Source organism: Pseudomonas arcuscaelestis, from assembly GCF_016881005.1.
Classification (GTDB): domain Bacteria; phylum Pseudomonadota; class Gammaproteobacteria; order Pseudomonadales; family Pseudomonadaceae; genus Aquipseudomonas; species Aquipseudomonas arcuscaelestis.
The window spans coordinates 87,849-108,997 of record NZ_JACOPV010000015.1 but is presented as its reverse complement, the minus strand read 5'-3'; the positions used below and the strand labels follow the sequence as shown (position 1 = coordinate 108,997).

General features: G+C 59.8%; 19 protein-coding genes. 12 read left to right on the top strand and 7 right to left on the bottom strand.

Annotated features, from left to right (window positions below):
* Positions 1 to 191 precede the first annotated feature (191 nt).
* Together H8F21_RS22410 and H8F21_RS22405 are read left to right on the top strand one after the other, a co-directional pair.
* The gene (locus H8F21_RS22410; protein ID WP_203543610.1) at positions 192 to 1,526 is read left to right on the top strand and encodes an OprD family porin; all 1,335 of its coding nucleotides are present in this window, start codon (positions 192 to 194) and stop codon (positions 1,524 to 1,526) included.
* Positions 1,527 to 1,679: 153 nt separating this feature from the next.
* Entirely contained in the window at positions 1,680 to 3,173 is a 1,494-nt protein-coding gene (locus H8F21_RS22405; RefSeq protein WP_203479537.1) for a GGDEF domain-containing protein, read from the top strand.
* Here the strand turns inward: H8F21_RS22405 and H8F21_RS22400 are convergent.
* Positions 3,170 to 3,646, bottom strand: a complete 477-nt coding sequence (locus H8F21_RS22400; protein WP_203543611.1) for a ferritin-like domain-containing protein — start codon at positions 3,644 to 3,646, stop codon at positions 3,170 to 3,172. The genes H8F21_RS22405 and H8F21_RS22400 overlap by 4 nt on opposite strands.
* 202 nt (positions 3,647 to 3,848) lie before the next feature.
* Here H8F21_RS22400 and H8F21_RS22395 point away from each other — a divergent pair, with 202 nt between their 5' ends.
* A complete protein-coding gene (locus H8F21_RS22395; protein WP_203479433.1) occupies positions 3,849 to 4,070 on the top strand; it encodes a DUF3820 family protein in 222 nt (73 codons plus the stop codon).
* Here H8F21_RS22395 and H8F21_RS22390 read toward each other — a convergent pair.
* Genes H8F21_RS22390 through ptsP form a run of 3 tightly spaced genes read right to left on the bottom strand, consistent with a single transcriptional unit; the run spans position 4,067 to position 9,609 of the window.
* On the bottom strand, positions 4,067 to 5,803 hold the full coding sequence (locus H8F21_RS22390; protein ID WP_203585364.1) for a PTS fructose-like transporter subunit IIB: 1,737 nt from the start codon (positions 5,801 to 5,803) through the stop codon (positions 4,067 to 4,069). The genes H8F21_RS22395 and H8F21_RS22390 overlap by 4 nt on opposite strands.
* The gene (gene pfkB / locus H8F21_RS22385; RefSeq protein WP_136474591.1) at positions 5,800 to 6,750 is read right to left on the bottom strand and encodes a 1-phosphofructokinase; all 951 of its coding nucleotides are present in this window, start codon (positions 6,748 to 6,750) and stop codon (positions 5,800 to 5,802) included. The genes H8F21_RS22390 and pfkB overlap by 4 nt, the downstream gene beginning before the upstream one ends.
* Positions 6,751 to 9,609 (bottom strand): phosphoenolpyruvate--protein phosphotransferase, encoded by a 2,859-nt coding sequence (gene ptsP, locus H8F21_RS22380; RefSeq protein ID WP_203585363.1) that lies wholly within the window; start codon positions 9,607 to 9,609, stop codon positions 6,751 to 6,753.
* A 283-nt stretch (positions 9,610 to 9,892) separates the two neighbouring features.
* On the opposite strand from ptsP, the gene cra reads away from it, so the two are divergent.
* Positions 9,893 to 10,888: a catabolite repressor/activator gene (gene cra / locus H8F21_RS22375; protein WP_203585362.1), complete on the top strand. Its 996-nt coding sequence runs from the start codon at positions 9,893 to 9,895 to the stop codon at positions 10,886 to 10,888.
* Between the two features lie 2 nt (positions 10,889 to 10,890).
* The gene (locus tag H8F21_RS22370) at positions 10,891 to 11,700 is read left to right on the top strand and encodes a TatD family hydrolase (RefSeq protein ID WP_203585361.1); all 810 of its coding nucleotides are present in this window, start codon (positions 10,891 to 10,893) and stop codon (positions 11,698 to 11,700) included.
* On the opposite strand, the gene H8F21_RS22365 is transcribed toward H8F21_RS22370, so the two are convergent.
* Entirely contained in the window at positions 11,680 to 12,030 is a 351-nt protein-coding gene (locus tag H8F21_RS22365; RefSeq protein WP_203585360.1) for a helix-turn-helix domain-containing protein, read from the bottom strand. The genes H8F21_RS22370 and H8F21_RS22365 overlap by 21 nt on opposite strands.
* On the bottom strand, positions 12,027 to 13,343 hold the full coding sequence (locus tag H8F21_RS22360; RefSeq protein WP_203585359.1) for a type II toxin-antitoxin system HipA family toxin: 1,317 nt from the start codon (positions 13,341 to 13,343) through the stop codon (positions 12,027 to 12,029). The genes H8F21_RS22365 and H8F21_RS22360 overlap by 4 nt, the downstream gene beginning before the upstream one ends.
* A 336-nt stretch (positions 13,344 to 13,679) precedes the next feature.
* On the opposite strand from H8F21_RS22360, the gene H8F21_RS22355 reads away from it, so the two are divergent.
* The 4 genes from H8F21_RS22355 (at position 13,680) to H8F21_RS22340 (ending at position 18,284) form a co-directional block, all read left to right on the top strand.
* Positions 13,680 to 15,086: an NAD(P)/FAD-dependent oxidoreductase gene (locus tag H8F21_RS22355; protein ID WP_203585358.1), complete on the top strand. Its 1,407-nt coding sequence runs from the start codon at positions 13,680 to 13,682 to the stop codon at positions 15,084 to 15,086.
* Between the two features lie 11 nt (positions 15,087 to 15,097).
* A complete protein-coding gene (locus tag H8F21_RS22350) occupies positions 15,098 to 15,445 on the top strand; it encodes a cupin domain-containing protein (protein WP_203585357.1) in 348 nt (115 codons plus the stop codon).
* Between the two features lie 107 nt (positions 15,446 to 15,552).
* Positions 15,553 to 16,725: an aromatic amino acid transport family protein gene (locus H8F21_RS22345; RefSeq protein WP_236043175.1), complete on the top strand. Its 1,173-nt coding sequence runs from the start codon at positions 15,553 to 15,555 to the stop codon at positions 16,723 to 16,725.
* A 62-nt stretch (positions 16,726 to 16,787) separates the two neighbouring features.
* Positions 16,788 to 18,284 carry a PucR family transcriptional regulator gene (locus tag H8F21_RS22340; RefSeq protein WP_203585356.1) on the top strand — a complete coding sequence of 499 codons (1,497 nt, stop codon included), beginning with the start codon at positions 16,788 to 16,790 and terminating at the stop codon, positions 18,282 to 18,284.
* A gap of 34 nt (positions 18,285 to 18,318) precedes the next feature.
* On the opposite strand, the gene H8F21_RS22335 is transcribed toward H8F21_RS22340, so the two are convergent.
* Positions 18,319 to 18,921: a transglycosylase SLT domain-containing protein gene (locus H8F21_RS22335; protein WP_203479421.1), complete on the bottom strand. Its 603-nt coding sequence runs from the start codon at positions 18,919 to 18,921 to the stop codon at positions 18,319 to 18,321.
* A gap of 563 nt (positions 18,922 to 19,484) precedes the next feature.
* Here H8F21_RS22335 and H8F21_RS22330 point away from each other — a divergent pair.
* The 3 genes from H8F21_RS22330 to H8F21_RS22320 all read left to right on the top strand — a co-directional run bounded on the left by H8F21_RS22330 (position 19,485) and on the right by H8F21_RS22320 (position 21,099).
* Positions 19,485 to 19,712, top strand: a complete 228-nt coding sequence (locus H8F21_RS22330) for a hypothetical protein (protein WP_203585355.1) — start codon at positions 19,485 to 19,487, stop codon at positions 19,710 to 19,712.
* An 81-nt stretch (positions 19,713 to 19,793) separates the two neighbouring features.
* On the top strand, positions 19,794 to 20,078 hold the full coding sequence (locus tag H8F21_RS22325; protein WP_203585354.1) for a DUF3077 domain-containing protein: 285 nt from the start codon (positions 19,794 to 19,796) through the stop codon (positions 20,076 to 20,078).
* Between the two features lie 79 nt (positions 20,079 to 20,157).
* A complete protein-coding gene (locus tag H8F21_RS22320) occupies positions 20,158 to 21,099 on the top strand; it encodes a LysR family transcriptional regulator (RefSeq protein WP_203585353.1) in 942 nt (313 codons plus the stop codon).
* Positions 21,100 to 21,149: the final 50 nt, after the last annotated feature.

Sequence of the window (21,149 nt, the reverse complement as noted above, 5' to 3'; positions counted from 1 at the left end):
TCTCTTTGACTCCCTTGGTAACCGCACAGGTGACTTGAGCGCCTGTGCGGTTGTCTTTCAAAGCCGCTAATGATCAGCGGCTTTTTTTTCGCGTGTCGAAAAGTGCCAGTCCGCGGGTGCGTTTGTTCATAACAAGATCACGATTCGCACAATAAAAAATTGCCTTACCGTCACCTCAAGGAGTCCACCCGGTGAACACTGCTTTACGCTTCACACCCCTCTTCGTTGCACTGGCTGCAACGATCCCTTTCAACGCCCAGGCCGATGAGGAAAAAGCCGAAGGTTTTGTCGAAGGGTCCAGCCTTAACGTGCATTCACGCAATTACTACCTGAACCGCAATCAACTGAATCGCGGCGTGCGTGACAACCGGGAATGGGGACAAGGTTTTATCGGCAAGTTCGAGTCGGGCTACACCCAGGGCACGGTCGGCTTCGGCCTTGATGCCCACGCCATGCTCGGCCTGAAACTCGACGGCGGCGCCGGCACCTCCGGCAGCAGCATTCTGCCGATCAATACCCAGGGCGATAACGAGCCGGGAAAAGCCCCTGATGCGTTTTCGACCGCTGGGGCAGCGCTCAAACTCAAGGCATTCGATACCGAACTCAAGGCCGGCGACTTATTCTTGACCAACCCGGTGATTGCCGGTGGTGAGTCGCGCATGCTGCCGCAAACCTTCCGTGGTGTAAGCCTGACCAACAACAGCGTCGAAGGGCTGATGCTTGAAGCCGGCCAAGCCAGTTTCACCAAGCCGTACAACCAGAGTGGCCACCGCCGCATCGACACCTTCTACGGCGCCTTGCCGGATGATCGCGAAAGCCGCCACCTGAACTGGGCCGGGATGGCCTGGAGCGGTGTGCCGAATCTGACGTCGAGCCTGTACGCCTCCGAACTCAAAGATATCTGGAACCAGTACTACTTCGACCTCGACTACACCTATGAAGTGAATGACCTGCTGAGCCTCAACCCTGGCCTGCACTTCTACCACACCCAGGACACCGGCCAGGCGCTGCTTGGCACCATCGACAACAACACCTACAGCCTGCACTTCACCGTGAACATCGGCTACAACAGCCTTACCGCGGTGTACCAACGGGTCAATGGCAACACCCCGTTCGACTACATCAACCAGGGCGACAGCGTGTTCCTCGACAACTCGCAAATGTACTCGGACTTCAACGGCCCCAACGAGCGCTCGTGGAAGCTCAAGTATGCCTATGACTTCGCCGGCCAGGGCATTCCCGGGCTGACCTCGGTAGTCTCCTATTCGCGCGGTGAGCTGGACCTGACCAAGGTCGACCCCAACAGCGTCGGCTATGGCGAACACTGGTACAACCCCGAAGGCAAAAACGCCCAGCACTGGGAACGGGACGTCGACTTGCAGTACGTTTTCCAGCAAGGCAGCCTCAAGGACCTTTCGGTGCTGCTGCGCTGGGCCAGCCATCGTGGCAGCCAGGGCTATTCGCAGATCGACAATGACGTCGACGAATACCGGGTGATCATCGACTACCCGCTGAACGTATTCTGATACGTTGCCCGTGCTAGAGCTGGCTCTGGCCAGCTCTTTGCGTCGGCTGCCGAGCAAAGCGCTTGTCCGACAATCCTCAGCGCCCTAGAATATTGCCGCCGCGTAATCACGCCGCGACACTTTTGAAGGTCTTCGGCTGCTGCATCAATGACTTTGCCCTCTCGATCCAAGCGATCTGTTCTGTACAAGTCTCATCCGGAGCTGATCCTGAATCTGGGCAGTTGCCTGGCGGTGCTCGCCATTGTGAGTATTGTCAGCTACCTGGTGATGCGTGAGCGCAGCAACATCGAACAAAGCGCGGCCCGCTCGGCAAGCAACATTGTCGAACTGATCGAAAGCGACATCGTGCGCAATGTCGAACTCTACGACCTGTCGCTGCGCAGCTTGATATGGGCGGTGAAGCAGCCGCAGCTGCGCGCCTTGTCGGCCGACATGCGCCAACAGCTGTACTTCAACCAGGCCTTTACCAACTCGGCACGGGGCGACATTCTCTGGCTCGACGCCCAGGGTAATGTGACGGCCGATTCCGCCAGCGTGATACCACGCCAAGCCAATTTCGCTGACAGCAAAGTGTTCCAGGCCCATCGTCAGAATGCAGACCTGGGACTGATTATCAGCCCACCGTTCAAGGCACGCCTGGGCAATCCGGACTGGTGCATCAGCTTCAGCCGTCGCATTGACGGCGCCAACGGGGAGTTTGCCGGCATTGCTGCCGGGGCCTTGCGCCTGTCGTACTTCACCGAGTTGTTCCGGCGCCTGGACATCGGCAATGAAAGCAGCATCAGCTTGATGAACACCGACGGCGTGCTGCTGGCCCGCCAATCAAAAGTCGCCGAAGACACGCTTGTTGGCGTCAACTTCTCCGACCGCCCGAATTTTCAGCGCCTGCGCGCCGACGGCAGCGGCAGCTTTACCAGCTTCTCCGCACGCACCGGCCAATCCAGGCTCTACACCTTTGCACGGGTGGCCGACCTGCCACTGATCGTGGTGGTGGCGCGCTCCGGCAATGAGGTTTTCGAGTCGTGGCGGCGCTCCGTGATACTGGTCGGTGTGGCCACCGGGGTGCTGTGCGTCGGCATTCTTTGGCTGACCTTGTTGTTGGGCCGCGAATTACGTCGACGTCAAAGTGCCGAGCAGGACCTGGCGGAACTGGCAGCTACCGACAGCCTCACCGGCCTTGCCAACCGGCGTCAGCTCGATCAGGTATTGCGTCGCGAATGGGCGCGCGCCCAGCGCAACCACCGGCCATTGGCGGTGTTGATGGTCGATGTGGACCACTTTAAGGCATTCAACGAACGTCATGGTCACCAAGGCGGGGATGAAGCCCTGCGCAAGGTTGCCGATGCGATTGCCCGCAGCATTCGCCGTCCGGCGGATCTGGCAGCCCGCTACGGTGGTGAGGAATTTCTGGTGGTGTTACCGGAAACCGAGCGCCAAGGCGCGCAGGTACTCGCAGAGCGCATACGCCGCAGCGTCGAGGCATTGCCGATGTTTGCCGAAGACACCCAACCGGTTACGGTGAGCATCGGTATTGGCTGCTACACGCCAGGCGCCCAGCAAGATCTGGCGACCTTGCTGGGCAGTGCGGACGATGCGCTTTATTGTGCTAAACGCAACGGTCGCAATCGCGTTGAAACCGCAGATTAAGACTGCGCCCGAGCTCGGTCGCGCAGCACCTTCACCTGATCATGGTTACGCTGCACACCGTGATATTGGCGCTCGACCATCGCATAGACTTCATTGCCAGGCACCATGTGCAACTTGCCGAGTTTTTCCAGCGCATCCTTGTAGGCTTTAAGGGCATGGTCCTCGCCGCGCTCGACTTCGTTGAGCACTGCTTCTTCGTCCTTGCCGGTTAGCGCCGACTTGATATTTACCCAGGTACGGTGCAGGTCACCACTCACGCTGGTAGAGGTTTCCGGATCGCCGCCCAAGGCGCGCACCTGATGCTGCAACTCCGAAGCGGCACTAGCGCATTCCCCTGCGCGCTGCAGGAAGTAAGTTTTAAGCTCAGGATTCTTCACATCCTCAGCAGAGGTTTTGAAGCCTTTCTCACCATCTTTGCTGTACTCGATCAGTTCGTTGAGCACCGAGATAACATCTTTATGGGTATCGGTCATGACACTGCTCCTTTGCATGAGGGAAGATGCATAGAGATAGAGCAGTGTTCGTGCCAGTCTTGATACCAAAAATAAATCTATGCTTATCAAAGACTTATGATTAATTGAACTATCAGAACCCAAGCGTTCTGCATGAACTGGGCTTTGGCCTTCATGCAGATTGCATGTATGTTCGGGCCATCCCTTTGCAGAACTCCATGGCATGAATCCTGAAACGCTCAAACTGCTGGTTACCCGCGAAATGCCGTTCGGCAAATACAAAGGCCGGCTGATCGCCGACCTCCCCGGCCATTACCTGGCCTGGTTCGCTCGCCAGGGCTTTCCCCATGGCGAACTTGGCGGGCTGCTGGCGCTGATGCACGAGATCGACCACAACGGCCTGGGCGATCTGCTGGTGCCCTTGCGCCGCGCCCAGCGAACCTAAACCTTGACCGGTTGCACGGCCAATTCCACCCCTTCGCTGCGCTTGAGCACGGCATAAACCACCGCCGTGAGCAGGCTACCCGCCACAATTGCCAGCAAGTACAGCAAGGCATGGTTGATGGCGTTAGGGATGAGCATAACGAACAACCCGCCATGCGGCGCCATCAGCTTGCAGCCGAAGTACATCGACAACGCGCCAGTCAGTGCGCCCCCGGCAATGCTGGCTGGAATCACCCGCAGCGGATCTTTGGCGGCAAAGGGAATCGCCCCCTCCGAGATGAAGCACAAGCCCAACACAAAAGCGGCCTTGCCCGCTTCGCGTTCGCTCTGGGCGAACTTGCGCCGGGCAATGAAACTAGCAATGCCCAGGCCTATGGGCGGCACCATGCCGGCGGCCATGGTTGCCGCCATCGGTGCATAGCTCTGCGAGGCCAGCAGGCCCACCGAAAACGCATACGCCGCCTTGTTGATCGGGCCGCCCAGATCGACGCACATCATCCCGCCCAGCAGCACGCCGAGCAGAATGGCGTTAGTGGTGCCCATACTGTCGAGAAAGTGCGTAAGGCCTTCGAGCATGCCCGCCACTGGCTTGCCAACCACGTAGATCATCACAAGACCGGTGAACAGACTGGCCAGCAAGGGAATGATCAGAATTGGCTTGAGCGCATCCAGGCTGGTGGGTAAACGCACCCAGCGGCTGATGGCCTTGGCGCTGTAACCGGCCAGAAAGCCTGCGACGATGCCGCCGATAAAGCCGGCGCCCAGGGTACTCGCCAGCAACCCACCGATCATGCCCGGCGCCAGCCCCGGACGGTCGGCAATCGAGTAGGCAATGTAGCCTGCCAGCAACGGCACCATGAGTTTGAACGCCGCCTCGCCGCCGATCTGCATCAACGCAGCGGGCAAGGTACCAGGCTCCTTGAAGGCCTCGATACCGAACACGAATGACAAGGCGATCAACAAACCGCCCGCCACCACCATCGGCAGCATGAACGAAACCCCGGTGAGCAAATGCTTGTACACCCCGGTTTTTTCGCTGCGCGCAGCCGCACTATTGGCGCCTTGCGCCGCCGACTCCTCGCGGCCTTCGGCCAGGGCTTTGTTAAGCGTGGCCTGGGCCTGCTTCAAGGCCACGCCTGTGCCACAGCGATAAATACGCTTACCGGCGAAACGTTCGGTAGGCACCTCGATGTCTGCGGCCAACACCACCACATCGGCCTCGGCAATCGCGGCAGGCGGCAATGGATTGCGCGCACCGACCGAGCCCTGCGTTTCCACGGTCAGTTGGTAACCCAGCTGCTGCGCTGCCTGTTGCAAGGCTTCGGCCGCCATAAAGGTGTGGGCCACGCCGGTTGGGCAGGCGGTGATGGCGACAATTTTTGCGCTGCGTTCGCCAGCCTCGGGCGGGGCATCGGCAAGCGGCTGGTAAACATCTGCCTGCTCCGCCGCCTGGCGCAAAAAGTGCTGAACATCGCTGAGCGCCTGGGCCGGGGTGCTTTGGAACAAGCGCTTTCCGGCAAAGCGTTGCAAATCCAACGGGCCACTGTTGACCACCAGCACCCAGTCTGCAGCAGCAATCACCGCTGCAGACAATTGCTGCTGCGGATTCTGTGGGTCATGCACTTCAACACTGGTGCTCCAGCCCAAACGCTGGGCAGCGGCTGCCAGCAAACGCGCACTGAGCACACTGGAAACCTGGCCGTTTGGGCAAGCGGTGACGATGGCAATGTTCATCTGCAACCCTCTTGTTGTGGCTGGCCCACACGCACGTCGCACTCCAACTGCGCCAGCTGGGCGCGGTCGTTGATGCCAAAACCGATCTGGGTTACCGCCTGGGCGGCAATCGCAGTGGCCAGGCGCAAGGTGTGTTCGCCAGTGGTTGCGCTGAGCAAGCCATGAACCATGCCCGCCAACAGTGAATCACCGGCACCGACCGTGCTGGCCACCTTGACCGTTGGCGGCACCGCGGTAAGCGCCCCGCCTGCCTGGAACCAATTGACCCCATGCTCCCCCTGGGAAACCACAACATGCTCCACACCCTGGGCAAGCAGTTGGCCGGCCGCTGCGTGTTGCTCGGCAAAAGAGTGCACGCTGCTGCCCAGCACTTCACCCAACTCATCGGTATTGGGCTTGACCAGCCAGGGCGCACTTTTCAGCCCTTCTCGCAGGGCTTCACCGCTGCTGTCCAACGCCACCTTCAGGCCCATGGCCTTGAGCTGCGCGAGCAGTTGCTGCAGCCACTGCGGGCTGAGCCCACGCGGCAGACTGCCTGCGACCACCACGGCGTCGTGACCGGGAGCAATGTGGCTGAGCTTGCTCAGCAATTGCTCACAGGCGTGGGCATCCACCTGCGGTCCCGGACCGTTGATATCGGTGACACGACCGTCGGCTTCGACCAGCTTGATGTTGCACCGGGTTTCCCCCGGTACGCGGACAAAGCAGTCGGCAAAGCCACGCCGGGCGATCAGGCTTTCAAAAGGCTGAAGATTATCGGCCCCCAGAAAGCCGCCGACGGTAACGCTGTGGCCAAGGTCCGCCAGCACCTGCGCAACATTCAGGCCCTTGCCCGCCGCATGGCTGTGCTGGGCCTGGCTGCGGTTGACCACACCACTGTGCAGAGTCTCCAGGCTAACCGTGAGATCCAGCGCCGGGTTGAGGGTAAGGGTGAGTATCTTGGCCATTCAGTTTTTCTCCACCAACGCGCGTACGGCGCTGGCACTGCCCTGTAGCAGCGCTTGCTGGGCAAGCTGCCGGGCGTGTTCATAATTCAGTTCACGGACCTGGGCCTTGACCTCGGCAATGCTGCGCGCAGCAATGCTCAGTTCATCGACACCTAACCCCAACAACACTGCAACCGCCTGCGGGTCCGCCGCCAGCTCACCGCACACGCCCACCCACTTGCCATGGGCATGGGCGGCACGCACGGTGATGTCGATCAGTTGCAACACCGCCGGGTGCAAGCCATCGGCCTGGGCCGAAAGGCTGGGGTGACCACGGTCGATGGCCAAGGTGTATTGGGTCAGGTCGTTGGTGCCAATGCTGAAGAAGTCCACCTCGCGGGCCAGCACTGGCGCCAGCAGCGCCGCCGATGGCACCTCGATCATGATGCCGACCTGCAAATCAGTGACGCTGATTTCTTCGCGCAAGCGATCGACCATCGCCTTGGCCTGTTGCCACTCTTCAAGCTGGCCGACCATCGGAAACATGATGCGCAGCGGACGATCATCAGCGGCGCGCAACAACGCCCGTAACTGACTTTCCATTACCTGCGGACGTTGCAGGGTAAGGCGAATACCGCGCACACCGAGAAACGGGTTCTCTTCCTTGGCAATCGGCCAATACGGCAACGGTTTGTCGCCGCCCACATCCAGGGTGCGCACCACCAGTGGCCGTCCCTTCAGCCCATCGAGCACCCGCCGATACTCGGCCTCTTGCAGGGCCTCATCCGGGGCTTGCTGGTGGGCCATGAAAATCAGTTCGGTGCGCAGCAGGCCAACACCTTCGGCGCCGTGATCAACCACGGCATCAATGCCTTTGCTATCGCCAATGTTGGCGAACACTTCGATGGCATGCCCATCGCGGGTGACTGCCGGCTCCAGGCGATGCTCTCGAGCCTGTTGCAAGCGCTGCTCGCGGCGTTCGCGTTCAGCCAGAGCGCGCTGCAACTCATCGGCGGGCGGCGCCACCTGCAGGCGCCCGCGCTGACCATCGAGCAACAACGTGGTGTCCGGAGCAATCAGCAATACCGCATCGCCAGCCCCGACCACCGCCGGAATGCCGAGCGCGCGGGCGACAATTGCGCTATGGGCGGTGGCCCCACCACGCGCGGTAAGAATCGCGGCGACGCGGGTTGGGTCGAGACGGGCAACATCCGACGGTCCCACCTCCTCCATCACCAACACATAAGCTTGCTCTGGCACTGGCGCATCCGCTTCACCACAGAGCTGCGCCAACACCCGCCGACCAATGTCGCGCAGGTCGGCAGCCCGCTCGGCCAGCAAGGCATCGTGCAGGGCTTCCTGCTGACGCGCCGCCGCGTCGATCACGGCCATCCAGGCCGCTGGCGCACTCTCGCCCTGGCGCAGACGCTGATCGACTTCGTCGCTGAGTTCGGGGTCGGCAAGCATTTCCTGGTGGGTGATGAAAATTTCGCCAATGGCCTTGGCCTGGCTGCGCTGAATCAGCGCTTCGATCTCTGCATTGACCGTCGCCAGCGCCTGCTGCAAACGCTGGCGTTCAATTGGCAGCGACTCACCGCGCAGGGGATAGTCGAATTCACGCACGACCTGAATATGCGCCGGGCCACTGGCGATGCCGGGCGCAGCAGCCACGCCCTGAATCACCGCACCCGCCACAGGGGCGAGCAGTTCAGGTTCGGCCAGTGGCGCCGGCACGGCTTCAACCACCGTCGCCAGCGCCTCGACGTCCTCACCCAAGCCTTCCTCGATAGCCGCCTGCAGGGCTGGCAGAGCATCGGCGGCGACACTCGGCTCGGCGATAATCTCCAGCACCTGACCTCGTCGAACGCCGAGGCTGAGCAACTTGCTCAGGCTTTTGGCCGACACGGCCGGCTGGCCGCTGTCGAGCACACGCAGGCGAATTTCGCCCTCAAAGGCCTTGGCCAATTGCGCCAGCACCTTGGCCGGACGCGCGTGCAAGCCATGGGCGTTGGCAAGGCCAATGCGTACGCTCGGCCAGTCGGCTGGCAACTCGCCCCCCAACACTTCCAGCACTGCACGGCTGCTGGTGGCACGGCCCAGTTCCTGACCGCGGCCTTCTATCAACAGCGAGCATAAACGCTCAAGCAACGCCTGATGCGCAGCGCCCAGGCTGGCCAGGCAAAACAGCCCCAGCAGCGGCTGGTCGCGATAACGCAGTGGTTGTTGTGGCGTAACAAACGCCAGCCCTGGCTGACGCACAGCCTGCTCGCTATGCAGCCACCACAAGCCTTCGCCCAGCGGCAGCGGCTCGACCTTGTGCAACACCCCGGCAAAGCTGCCGTTCACACATTCAGCGCGGTGCAACAAACGCGCAGCCCGCCAGACCAGTTCGTCAAAGTCTTCAGCGGGCACGCCCAGGCCAATCATTTGTGCATCCAGGGCCAGTTCCTGCGGGGCGCCTTGCAGCAACTTCAGCAGGGCCTCGGCAGAACTCGCCCGGCGCAACGCCTCGGCCAGATCGGTTTCACCCAGGGCGCGGGTGAGCAGTTGCAGCAAACGCAGGTGTTCATCGGAGCGGGCGGCGATACCGATCGCCAGGTACACCCGATGGCCATCACCCCAGTCCACGCCGTCGGGAAACTGCAACAGGCGCACACCCGTGGTAAAAACCTGGTCGCGGGTTTGCGGGGTGCCGTGGGGAATCGCAATACCTTGGCCAAGAAAGGTCGAGCCCTGCGCCTCGCGGGCTTGCAGGCCGGCCAGGTAACCCTCGGCAACCAGGCCGTCACTGACCAGGTGCTCGGCCAGAAGCTGCAGCGCCGCCGACTTATCCACAGCCGTCTGGCCCATGGATATCTGCTCCACAGTGAGCTCGAGCATGACCTTCTCCTTTACAGCACCAAGTGGGTGCTGAGGTATTGTTGTGAATTTTTCAGCATAGGGCCAGTTGCTCGCGGCCCACGGCAGGCGGTGGTTCGGCAGAAAAGTCGCCTGCTGAAACGTTTAATCTGTAATTGTGAGCACGTTACTCGATAATCTTCGATCAATGAAGCCCCATCTTGTCGGACAATTGCGACAATGGTCGTCTGCGCCGTGAACACAGGATCGGCGACAATTCCCGGTCAGGCTGTGCAAGCAGCCCCGGTATAACAAGGAATTTGCGGTGAAACTCAGCGATATCGCCCGTCTGGCCGGTGTGTCCGTAACCACTGCCAGCTATGTCATCAATGGCAAGGCCGAACAGCAACGTATCAGCAGCAGTACGGTAGAGCGCGTGCGCGCGGTGGTTGAAGCCCATGGCTTCACCCCCAACCCGCAGGCGGCAGGCTTGCGTAGCCGTCACACCAAGACCCTGGGATTCATCCTCCCGGACCTGGAAAACCCCAGCTACGCACGCATTGCCAAGCAGCTGGAACAAGGTGCGCGGGCCAAGGGTTATCAACTGCTGATTGCCAGCAGCGACGACCAGCCAGACAGCGAGCGCCAGTTGCAGCAGCTGTTTCGCGCCCGTCGCTGCGATGCACTGTTCGTTGCCAGCTGCCTGCCGGCCGGTGACGACAGCTATCGCCAGTTGCAGGCCAAGGGTCTGCCGATTATCGCCATCGACCGTAGCCTGGACCCGGAGCACTTCTGCTCGGTGGTCAGCGACGACCGCAACGCCAGCCTGCAACTGACCCGCAGCCTGCTCGCCAGCAAGCCGGCGCACATTGCCCTGATTGGCGCCCGCCCGGAACTGAGCGTCAGCCAGGCACGCGCAGGCGGCTTCGATGAAGCCTTGCAAGGCTTCAACGGCAACGTCAGCCATTACCAAGGCGAAGCCTTCAGCCGCGAATGCGGCCAACGCCTGATGAACCAATTGCTCAGCGAGCTGGGCGGCTTGCCCGATGCCCTGATCACCACCTCCTACGTGCTGCTGCAAGGCGTGTTCGACGTACTGCAAACGCGTCCGGCCGACTCGCGCAGCCTGCAACTGGGCACCTTTGGTGACAACCAGTTGCTCGACTTCCTGCCGCTGCCGGTCAACGCCATGGCCCAGCAGCATGGGGTAATGGCTGAAACCGCACTGAAACTGGCCCTGGCCGCCGTGGAAGAAAAACAGTACGAACCCGGCGTACATGCCGTAAGTCGAACCTTCAAACAGCGAATCATCAAGGCCTGAACATGCGCCTGATCGACACCCACACCCATCTGGATTTTCCAGACTTCGACCCTGACCGTACGGCGCTGTTGGCCAACGCCAGGGCCGCGGGTGTCGAACGCATGGTGGTGCTGGGCGTGTACCAGAACAACTGGCAGCGGGTATGGGAGCTGGTCAGCAGCGACCCCAACCTGTACGCCGCTTTCGGCCTGCACCCGGTGTACCTCGACCAGCATCGCCCGCAACACCTGCAGGAGCTGGGCGACTGGTTGAGCCGCCTGCGTGGCGAGCGCCAACTGTGCGCGGTGGGCGAATTTGGCCTGGACTATTACCTGCCCGAGCTTGACCGCGAGCGCCAGCAGCATTGGTTTGAAGGGCAACTGCAACTGGCCGTCGACTTCAACCTGCCCGCCCTGCTCCACGTGCGGCGCAGTCACGCCGCCGTAATTGCCACCCTCAAACGCTACAAACTCCAGCGCGGCGGCATCATCCATGCGTTTGCCGGCAGCGTTGAGGAGGCCCGCGAATACCACAAGCTTGGCTTCAAACTGGGCCTGGGCGGTGCCGCAACCTGGCCGCAAGCCTTGCGCCTGCACAAAGTGCTGCCGCAACTGGCGCTGGAAAGCCTGGTACTGGAGACCGACGCCCCGGACATGGCCCCGGCAATGTTCGCAGGCCTACGCAACAGCCCGGAGCATTTGCCACACATCGCCGTGGCACTGGCGCAAATAATCGGCATTACGCCGCAGCGCTTGGCCGAGGTGAGTACGCATAATGCGTGTGAGTTGTTCGGTTGGACGCAAGGCTCTCACTTAGGCGCTGGCTTTTCGTAACCCTGGCCGGGCACCGCGCTTCTTGATAATCACCTGCTCTTGCGTGCCTTGGGTCGGGGCACTGATGATTGCGCCTAAGGTCATCCTCATGCCGAAGATGCGCAAAATGCCATTGAGTGTATTGATCGTGGGATTACCCCTGTCAGTTTCCAACTGATAAAGCGCTTTCGTCGACATTTTGCACATAGTGGCAAAAGTCGCCTGATCGAGCCCGGTCACCTCGACGCGCAAGCGACGAATCGAAACCCCCAGGGTTTCCCGGCCGGTTATATTCTGCTGCGTGATGTCCTCAATCAGCCTCTGGCGTTCTTCGATCGAGATGGTTTTCATCGCAGCCCCCATTCACCTAAACGGACATCCAAATTGTTCAAAGGAATTGACTGCGCGGTACGTACACTCTCCGGCATCTCGCTGAGCAGACCAGGAAGCGCACGGAAATCCTCAGCTGCACGCCTTAATCGGCTCATCAGGTAATTCGAGTCGAGCAGGCCATCAAATGAGGCGCACACAGAGTGCCAATCAGGGGCGCCAGCGCGCTCACTCTGCCACTTTGTTACTCGAGTAACGCCTTCAGGATCAAGCACCATCGGTGCCAGGTCATAGATAGGTGCCAGTTGCAGCCGACCCTTGTGATGAAAGATCGATGCATTGCGGCCATGGTTGTCAGAGTTGCCCAAAATTCGGTTGAGCAGATCGCGACGTACGTATTCGAAAACAAGGTCTTCGATCTCATCAGCTTGCTGATTGGCTTTCCACAACTGGCACAGGCGCTTTATCACGTTTTCATGCCTCATAGCAGAGCCAGGCACGGTATTTGCGCACACTGAATAGATCGACTCCATTGCGATGCGCTCTACCTTGCCGTCCTCTACACATCTATCGAAGCGCGGCATCCAAAGACTCGGTTTCTCGGCTTCCTCCAGCGCCAACCCATTGGTTGAGACGGTATCAAGGCCCAGTGCCGCAATCGCCCGATAATAATGGAACTCGGCACGCAGGATGTCTCTGTCGCGCTCGGTGACTTTGTTGCGAGCGAACTTCACCAGCCAGTGACGATAAGCCTGGTTGTCTGCGAGCACTGCATCAGCGTGCAAACCGCCATCCACATCCTCGGTCATGAGCAACTTCGGCGCCTCTCCCTGAGCACCCGTTGCACCGCCCATTGCCGCACCTAGTTCATACGCGTATTCGAGAAAATCGTTGGATCGCTCTACGACGTTTTGCCGAGCAAAGGCTATGTCTCTGGCGGAGTCGATCAGTTCGGCCGACTCTTTGATCCGTAAATGGCCAATGGGCGCCGGCGTGCACCGTTTGAACAGGAACAACTCCATGTCCATTCCCTCAGGCTTCTCGTGCCCGAAACGCGCTTCGAGGGATCTGCGCGCTGCACCGGCGGGGACGATGTCATAGACAAATGCCGGATAGCCGACGGTGTCCGTGTTCGTCCAGCTCAACGGTAGATTCACACTTACCGCGGGCTCGAAAATGGACTCAATGCTTTCGATGAACGCCAGCAAATAGCCTTGGTCATAGGCAGCGGAACAGCGCCCTTCAGCCACACGCGTACCATTTTGAGCGGTAAGAATCAAAGCGTCATGCCATCGTCCCTCTACGTAGGTTTGTAGAGTAAGTTGCTCTGCCATGAGGCCCTCGAAAGTCGGTACTTTAGTACTGCTTAATATAGCGCACCGGTCGTTAGTCGGCAATAAAGTTCTTATTACCTCTATTTTCAACACATAATAGGTAATTTAGTGCTGATTACTGGGATTAACGTGCTCTGCTATCTGGCGTGAAGCGGCAGCAACGCCTGGCTTTACGGTGAGCCAGCAACATTGCCGCGAGGCACGCCCACCACTGCCGGTGCAACATGGCTTCGTACGATCGTATGAGCACCCGGTACTAATTCCTAAAAGCGTCTAATTGTCGCACCGCATGCCCCCGTTGACACTGGCCCACATTCCACTAGCCAGGGGCTCACAATGAAACTAACGCTTACCCCTCCGCTGAAACCCAGCCACTGGATGTCAGCCACCGATCTGCTCGCCAACAGAACAGCCCCACTCACAGGCAACCATGACGCGGATGTGGTGATTATCGGCGGTGGTTTTGTCGGGCTGTGGACGGCCATGACCATCAAGGAGCTTGAACCGGACGCCCGCGTCATGGTGCTTGAACAGCATGTGTGCGGCGGCGGCGCTTCCGGGCGCAATGGTGGTTTCGTCATGTCATGGTGGCCGAAGATCGGCACCCTGCGCGGCTTTTGCAACGAAGAGCAAGCCCTGTTCCTCGGCAACAGTGCCGAGCAAGCCATCACAGAGCTGGGCGAATTCTGCAAACGCCATGGCATCAACGCCCATTTTCAGCAAAGCGGCTGGTTGTGGACGGCAACTACTTCGCAACATATCGACACCTGGAACGGCACCCTCGCAGCCTGCGAACGTTTGGGCGTGCAGCCTTTCGAGCGACTTGATGCCAAGGAAGTAGCGCAGCGCACCGGGTCAGCGGTGCACCTGGCCGGTGTATTCGAGCGTAGCAATGCCACAGTACAGCCCGCGCTGCTGGTCGAAGGCATGCGCCGCGTGGCGTTGGCCATGGGCGTTGAGATTCACGAAGGCACGGGTGTGAGTGACATTGAACCTGGCCAACCCGCCTTGGTGAAAACCGCCCAGGCTAACCTGCGGGCCCGCTCTGTGGTGCTGGCCGTCAACGCCTGGGCGGCAACGATCCCGGCACTGGCGAAGCTGATTGTGCCGGTCAACAGCTCCATCGTGACCACCGAAGCGATGCCACAGCGTTTGGCCGACATCGGCTGGACCGGTGGCGAGGCCATCACCGACTCACAACTGATGGTGGATTACTACCGCACCACCCGCGACGGCCGTATCGCCTTCGGCAAAGGCACTGGCGCTCTGAGTTTCGGTTCAAAAATTGGCGAAGTGTTCAGCGAAGATGCTGCCAGTCTGGCGCTGACCGAGGCCGACCTGCGCCGCACCTACCCCATGCTCGGTAAAGCATCGATTGCCGCGCAATGGTCCGGCCCTATCGACAGAACATACGACAGCTTGCCGGTGTTCGGGCGCTTGAACGCCCACGACAACATTCATTACGGCATTGGCTGGAGCGGTAACGGTGTCGGCCCCAGTCGCCTGGGTGGGCGCATTCTGGCAAGCCTGGCCCTGGGCCGTGCAGACGCCTGGAGCAATTGCCCGCTGGTTGAGCGCAACTGCCGCACCTTTCCGCCCGAGCCTATCCGCTACTGGGGCGGCTCGTTGGTGCGCAACGCCGTCATCCGCAAAGAACGTTCGGAACTGGCCGGCGCTGCGCCTGCCGCCCTGGACCGCTTTCTGGCCAGCCTTGCGCCGGCCGGACTCGAAGACAAAGCCTGAGGACTTCAATCATGTCGATCGTTCGTATTGCCACCCATGCTCCGCTGACCTTTGGCGAGGCAACCGCCCTCGGCGACCCCCTGCACACACCCGTTGCCCAGGCGCGTACCGCAGCACACCAGCAACTGCCCGACGGGCGCGGCACCACGGGGGTTTGGGAATGCAGCCCGGGCAGCTTCCGCCGCCAGGTAGCACAGGCCGAATACAGCTACATCGTTAGCGGCAGTGGCTGCTTCGCACCCGATCAAGGCGAGCCGGTGGTCTTTAGCGCCGGAGACGCCTTGTACTTCCCCGCCAATACCCAAGGCACCTGGACCATTGAGCAAACTGTTCGCAAAACCTACGTAATTCTTGAGTGAGCTGTTGACCGGCCACGCTTCCCACATACAAAACGAGGTAACAATAAGTGGGTGTACAACAACCTATCGAAGCGCCTTCGGGACTGAAGGCCCACGCCCTTGGGCGAATGGAAACCATCGGCATCATCATCGGCACGAACATCGGCGCCGGCGTGCTGAGCATGGCCTTCGCCGCGCGCAAGGTCGGCTACATACCCTTGCTGGCGTGCCTGGCCATCACCTGCCTGTTTTGCATTATCACCATGCTCTACGTGGCCGAAACCTGCCTGCGCACCCGTGAAAACAAACAACTGAGCGGCCTGTCGCGCAAATACCTCGGGCCGTTCGGCGGCTGGCTGATTTTTATTGCCGTGGCCGCCAATAGCTATGGCGCGCTGATCGCCTACATGACCGGCAGCGGCAATATCCTTACCGACTTCTTCGGCCAGTTCGGCCTGAGTCGGCAGATGGGCAGCCTGATCTTCTTTGTCCCCTCAGCCCTGGTGCTGTACCTGGGCCTCAAAGCCCTGGGGGTGGCGGAAAAGCTGATCAGCGCCGGCATGGTGATGATTGTCTGCCTGCTGATTGGCGCGACGGTAATGCATGAAGACACGCAACTCATGCACCTGTGGCAAAGCCAGTGGCAGTACGTGGTGCCGGTGTTCAACCTGGCGGTCTTTGTATTCGGTGCGCAGTTCCTGGTACCTGAACTTGTGCGCGGCAACCTGGACACCCCCAAGCGCCTGCCACGCCTGATCATCGGCGGCATGCTGCTGACCTTCGTGCTGGTGGCCGCTATCCCGGCATCGGTCATTGCCCTGGTGGGCACTGAAAACCTCAGCGAAGTTGCCACCCTCAGTTGGGGCCGTTCGTTGGGCCAGTGGGCCTACTACGTTGCTAACACCTTCGCCCTGCTGGCCATGCTCACCTCGTACTGGGGCCTGGGCGGATGCCTGTTCACCAACATCTTCGATCACTTCCGTCTAGGCGATGAAAGCCATCGCGGCAAACGCCTGATGGTGCTGGCGGTGGTGGCGATTCCACCCTTCATCCTTGCCTATTCGGGTGTCAGCGGCTTCGTCAATGCGCTGTACTTTGCCGGTACCTTCGGCGGCGTGTTGATGGGCATCATTCCGGTACTGCTGCTCAATGCCGCACGCAAGCATGGCGATAAAGAACCTGCGTTCAAATGTGGCTGGTATGCTCATCCAATCATTCAGGTCGGCATCATCGTAATCTTCGCCTTTAGCGGCGTGTATGCGGTGCTGTCCGCCATCGGAATGCTACCTTCCAGCTGGTGATGACGCGACTCACGGGCCGGATGATCCCGGCCCCCTGCGTTACCCACTGGAGCAGCCTGAGCATGTCACTTCACATCCGTGACTTGATTGCCCTCCCCGAGCTCCGCTCTCACCTTTTGAGCGGAGCCGATGGCCTTGAGCGCGAAGTGCGCTGGGCTCACGTTTGCGAATTGCCCGACCCCAGCGAATGGCTGGGAGAAGGCGATGTGCTGATGACCACCGGCCTTGGCGTTCCCGCCGAGCCCCAGGCGCAACGCGAGTATGTGCAACGGCTTGCCGACGCGGGCATCGCCGGCATGATGATTGGCGAGCACATGCAGGCGCCCGACAACCTCGATGCCCTTGCCGACTGCGCCCAGCAATTGGGTTTTCCGGTAATGCTGACCGAGTACGGCGTACCGTTCGCGGCCGTGACCCGAGCAATCATCGATGCCAACCAGAAAGAGGAATACCAGCGCCGCAGCGCGCTGGCACGGGTGTATGAAAGCGCCAGACTGAGCATCACCGGCCTGAGCCTGGCGGCATTGGTTGGGCGTTTGGAAGCCGACATTCAATGTCGCCTGTATGTGCTTGTGCTCGAAACACTCCTGCCCTGGGACGAACAACTCGCCCCCCTGCCCGATACCCAGCGCACCGCGCTGCTTGCCAGCCGCCCCCGACACGGCGAGCAACAACCGATGCTGCGCCGCCACACCTTGCCGCAAGGCGAAGCGCTGAGCATTGAACTGTCGACCGATCAGAGTTGCCTGCTGGTGGTGACCGGCGATCGCTTGCCCGACTATGGCCTGTTGCATCACCTAACCGCGGTGCTTGGCCTGGAAGTACAACGCCGCCAAGCCGAGCGTGAACGCCGTTTGCGACTGGGCTCGGAGTTGATAGATGACCTGCTGCACCAGCGCCTCGGCCACGAGCAGGCCAACCAGAGGCTGCACGAGCAGTTACCCGGCCTGACCTTGGACCAGGCCGTTTTCAGCGTGGCCCGAGCGCCGGGCCTGCACGGCAAAACTGAAACGCTGCTAAGGCTTCTGAACGAGCGATTGCTGGTACGTATTCAGGGTGAAGAACTCATCCTGCTGCACGCCGATGGATTGCAGCCGTTGCTGAGCGAGCAACTTGACCTGAACCTGGGCTCAAGCGCCCCCCTGCAAAGTTTGCAGCGCAGTGCAGAAGCGCTGCGTGAAGCCCTGCTGGCCTGCGCCCACACCCATGCCCAGCGGCGGGTGTGCTGCTTTGCAGAATTGGAAACCGACACCCCCTGGCTGCCGCGCACCCCGGACGAAGCCATGCGTGCTTTCCGCTCGGTGCTGGGCGCGCTGCATGCCTATGACCAAGCACACGGCACTGCCTTGCTTCAGACACTGCAGGTGTTTCTCGAAGAAAACCGCTCGTGGCTGCACGCCGCCAAACGCTTGCATGTGCACAAGCAAACGCTGGTGTATCGCATCCGCCGGATTGAAACGATCAGCGGCCGATCCATGGACAGTACCGCCGACGTGGCGACATTGTGGTTTGCCCTGCAAAGCCGCTGGGTAGTGGCCGATCTGCCGAACACCCCGTAACTAACAGCCAGTACGGACCCAGCCATCGACAGCATCAAAACCAGCCGCGATCATCCTCAAGCTCCGCCCGGCACTGCTTGAGCTGCGCACCGTAAACCTTGGCCTGCTGCTCCACCTTGCGCGCGACCTGCATCAGCCAGGGCTTGGCGCGATAGCTACCGCGACTGAAACCGCCACGGCCCTCGTGGTAGGCCAGGTACTGGTTGTAGGTGTCCCATTTGGAAATCCCCAACTGACGCTGGGTACCTGCGGTGTACCAGCCAATGAACATGACCGCATCATCGAAGTTGTCCCGCGAGCCGCCATTACCCGTACCAGCCTTGTACTCACCCCAGACTGGGTCCTGAGCCTGTGCATAACCATAGGCCGAGCTGACACGCCCCCACGGAATCACCCACAGCAGGTAATCGCGCGGTGGCAGCGCATCGTGGATGTAGCTGCTTTCCTGCTTCATGATCGCCATCGCTACATGTTGCGGCGTACCCCACTGCTTCTGCATCTCTAGCGAATCTTCGTACCAGTCAGGGTACTGGCGATAGATATTGCAGAGGTTGCCCTGATCCCTCGGCGGCGCGGTAGCGCAGCCCGCCAGAATCACCAACATCAGCATGAATGCCCAAAACCGCCCTTGTTTCATCAACCGCCCCAGCAAAAAATGAGGGCTTGGTTGCCCTTCGTATATTGCGCAGAACATGAACTGAGCACGCTCCACTGACCTCCTATGATGGCCCATGCCTAGGGAGGGTCACCTGATCGACGACATTGTTTTGTAACGCCAACTAATGCCACCTACGTAGACCGATAACCATCTTTAGCACAGGATGTCCAACTGCTTAGCGCTTGTTTGCTGTAGGAAACGGTCAGGACTTGTCGATTATCGGCGAGGTTTCGTTCATGGTTTGGCGCTTAATCTTCAGAATTTCCCGATTCCATGTAGTCCATTTCCGAATCATACTTTTGCCGCACTTGTGGCATTGCGATGGCCGTATGAGGGCTCTAGTCTCGGCGGGTCGTTGGTGTTCAACGACCGGTTTTGACAGGCCGTACTCATCGAAGACATGTGCAAGCTTTATGGCAATTGTACGTGGGGCACCTTCGTGTGCGCCGAGTTCTCCGGTGTTCGGTCTGTCAACCCGCGTACAGTTGCCACCCATTTGTTTGACAGCAGATTCGTGGCGGCTCCACTCACCGGGAGGCACCATGTTGAAAATCGTCCCAGATCCACCAAATGCCAACAACCAGTCTCTTGAAGACGTCCTCATCCAAATCTCCGAATACATGGTCTGCGCCCTGGCCATCGCGCAACAAACAGTCCTGCTGCATTCGAGCGCCCCAGGGCAGGTTCTTACCCTGGCCACCATGCACGAAATCGAAAACGCCCAAAACCTGATCGAAGTGGCCTTGAGCAAGGTGCAGTTGAAGCACTGAGTTATGCACAGGCGGGCACCGGCTTTGTTTCGGCAAGGCTGGTTGCTTTGGGGGTGGATGGTTTTCTGAGGAGAGGGATAAATGAGCGAGGCGTCGGTTGACAATAGCAGTTCAGGGTTTAGAACGATAGGTGTCGGGGTGTTTGGTGAGGGGGTAAGCGGCACCGCGGATGATCGACTGTTTCGGGTTGAGCCTGGGCATGATGCTGGGTTTGTTCTGGAACAGGCTGCGCTGCTGATGGGGTGTGTGGGGAAGCTGACTCAGCATGTGATGTTTGAGCAGGACGAAGCGATGCTGTGTGCTGCGCATTATTTGAGTGGGATGGCGAAGGCGCTGGTTGAGGATTTGGCGCATGGGATGGTGTAGGGTCTATTGGAGAATTCTGTACTTGCCCTGGTGCTAGCTTGCGGAGCACCTGGAATTTAATTCAATAATGGAGAGTGCAATGTTCTCGTCCGAGCGACTGAAAGGTATCGATGTCTTTGTCGCAGTCGCTGATTTTGGCAGCTTCACCGCTGCCGCCGAACGACTGAACCTCACAAGCTCGGCGGTAAGCAAAAGCGTGGCACGTTTGGAGAGTCGACTAGGGACTCGTCTTTTCAACCGCACGACGAGAAGTCTGGCTCTTACCGAGGCCGGTGTCGTTTTCTACAGAACGTGCGCATCCGTTTTGACGGATCTCGAAGAAGCTGAGCATGCAATTATCGCCGAGAACAATGAGCCTCATGGCAGGATACGGATCGATCTTCCGGCCTCCTTTGGGCGGCTACACGTTCTTCCCTTGATCATGGACTTTGTGCGCCTTCACCCCAAGCTTCAACCCCACATCTCTTTCACTGATCGCTTCATTGATCCTGTATACGAAGGCATTGATATCGTCGTGCGCATTGGTGGCGCTGATGTTTGGCCGGCAAATCTTGGCCATCAGTATTTCGGCGCTCAGCGCTTGATGTTCTGCGCATCCCCTGAGTACCTCGAACAACATGGCACCCCGCAATGTGAGCGTGATCTCGATAACCACCATTGCGTTGGATATGGGCAAAGCGACGGATTGGTCAGCCCATGGTTCTTTAGAGGGCGTCAGCCGGGAGAAATGGAACGCCGAACTGTCCACACGCGCATTGCAGTGGGCGATGGCGAGGGGGAAGTAGCGGCGGTGCTTGCCGGCTACGGCATAGGCCAATTACCGACGTGGCTCACTCAGCGCCACATTGAGCAGAAAACGCTCGTAGAGGTGCTACCAGATTTATCCACAGATGGCCTGCCGATGAATCTGGTCTGGTTGAAAAGTCGAGAGGGGCAACCCAAGGTTCGAGCGCTACTGGACTATCTACTTCCCAGGTTAACGCCGCACGGCGCACAACCTACAGTACTGCCTTTAGGCTGAATGCATAACGGAGCGGTAATCGCGCACGACAATGCGCCAGCCTGACTCAC

Coding starts and splice junctions, on each gene's coding strand:
- H8F21_RS22355 (WP_203585358.1), top strand. CDS start 13,680: ATGAAACTAACGCTTACCCCTCCGCTGAAACCCAGCCACTGGATGTCA.
- H8F21_RS22370 (WP_203585361.1), top strand. CDS start 10,891: ATGCGCCTGATCGACACCCACACCCATCTGGATTTTCCAGACTTCGAC.
- H8F21_RS22400 (WP_203543611.1), bottom strand. CDS start 3,646: ATGACCGATACCCATAAAGATGTTATCTCGGTGCTCAACGAACTGATC.
- H8F21_RS22390 (WP_203585364.1), bottom strand. CDS start 5,803: ATGAACATTGCCATCGTCACCGCTTGCCCAAACGGCCAGGTTTCCAGT.
- H8F21_RS22340 (WP_203585356.1), top strand. CDS start 16,788: ATGTCACTTCACATCCGTGACTTGATTGCCCTCCCCGAGCTCCGCTCT.
- H8F21_RS22325 (WP_203585354.1), top strand. CDS start 19,794: ATGAGCGAGGCGTCGGTTGACAATAGCAGTTCAGGGTTTAGAACGATA.
- H8F21_RS22345 (WP_236043175.1), top strand. CDS start 15,553: ATGGAAACCATCGGCATCATCATCGGCACGAACATCGGCGCCGGCGTG.
- H8F21_RS22320 (WP_203585353.1), top strand. CDS start 20,158: ATGTTCTCGTCCGAGCGACTGAAAGGTATCGATGTCTTTGTCGCAGTC.
- H8F21_RS22330 (WP_203585355.1), top strand. CDS start 19,485: ATGTTGAAAATCGTCCCAGATCCACCAAATGCCAACAACCAGTCTCTT.
- H8F21_RS22350 (WP_203585357.1), top strand. CDS start 15,098: ATGTCGATCGTTCGTATTGCCACCCATGCTCCGCTGACCTTTGGCGAG.
- H8F21_RS22360 (WP_203585359.1), bottom strand. CDS start 13,343: ATGGCAGAGCAACTTACTCTACAAACCTACGTAGAGGGACGATGGCAT.
- H8F21_RS22365 (WP_203585360.1), bottom strand. CDS start 12,030: ATGAAAACCATCTCGATCGAAGAACGCCAGAGGCTGATTGAGGACATC.
- pfkB (WP_136474591.1), bottom strand. CDS start 6,750: ATGGCCAAGATACTCACCCTTACCCTCAACCCGGCGCTGGATCTCACG.
- ptsP (WP_203585363.1), bottom strand. CDS start 9,609: ATGCTCGAGCTCACTGTGGAGCAGATATCCATGGGCCAGACGGCTGTG.
- H8F21_RS22335 (WP_203479421.1), bottom strand. CDS start 18,921: ATGAAACAAGGGCGGTTTTGGGCATTCATGCTGATGTTGGTGATTCTG.
- H8F21_RS22395 (WP_203479433.1), top strand. CDS start 3,849: ATGAATCCTGAAACGCTCAAACTGCTGGTTACCCGCGAAATGCCGTTC.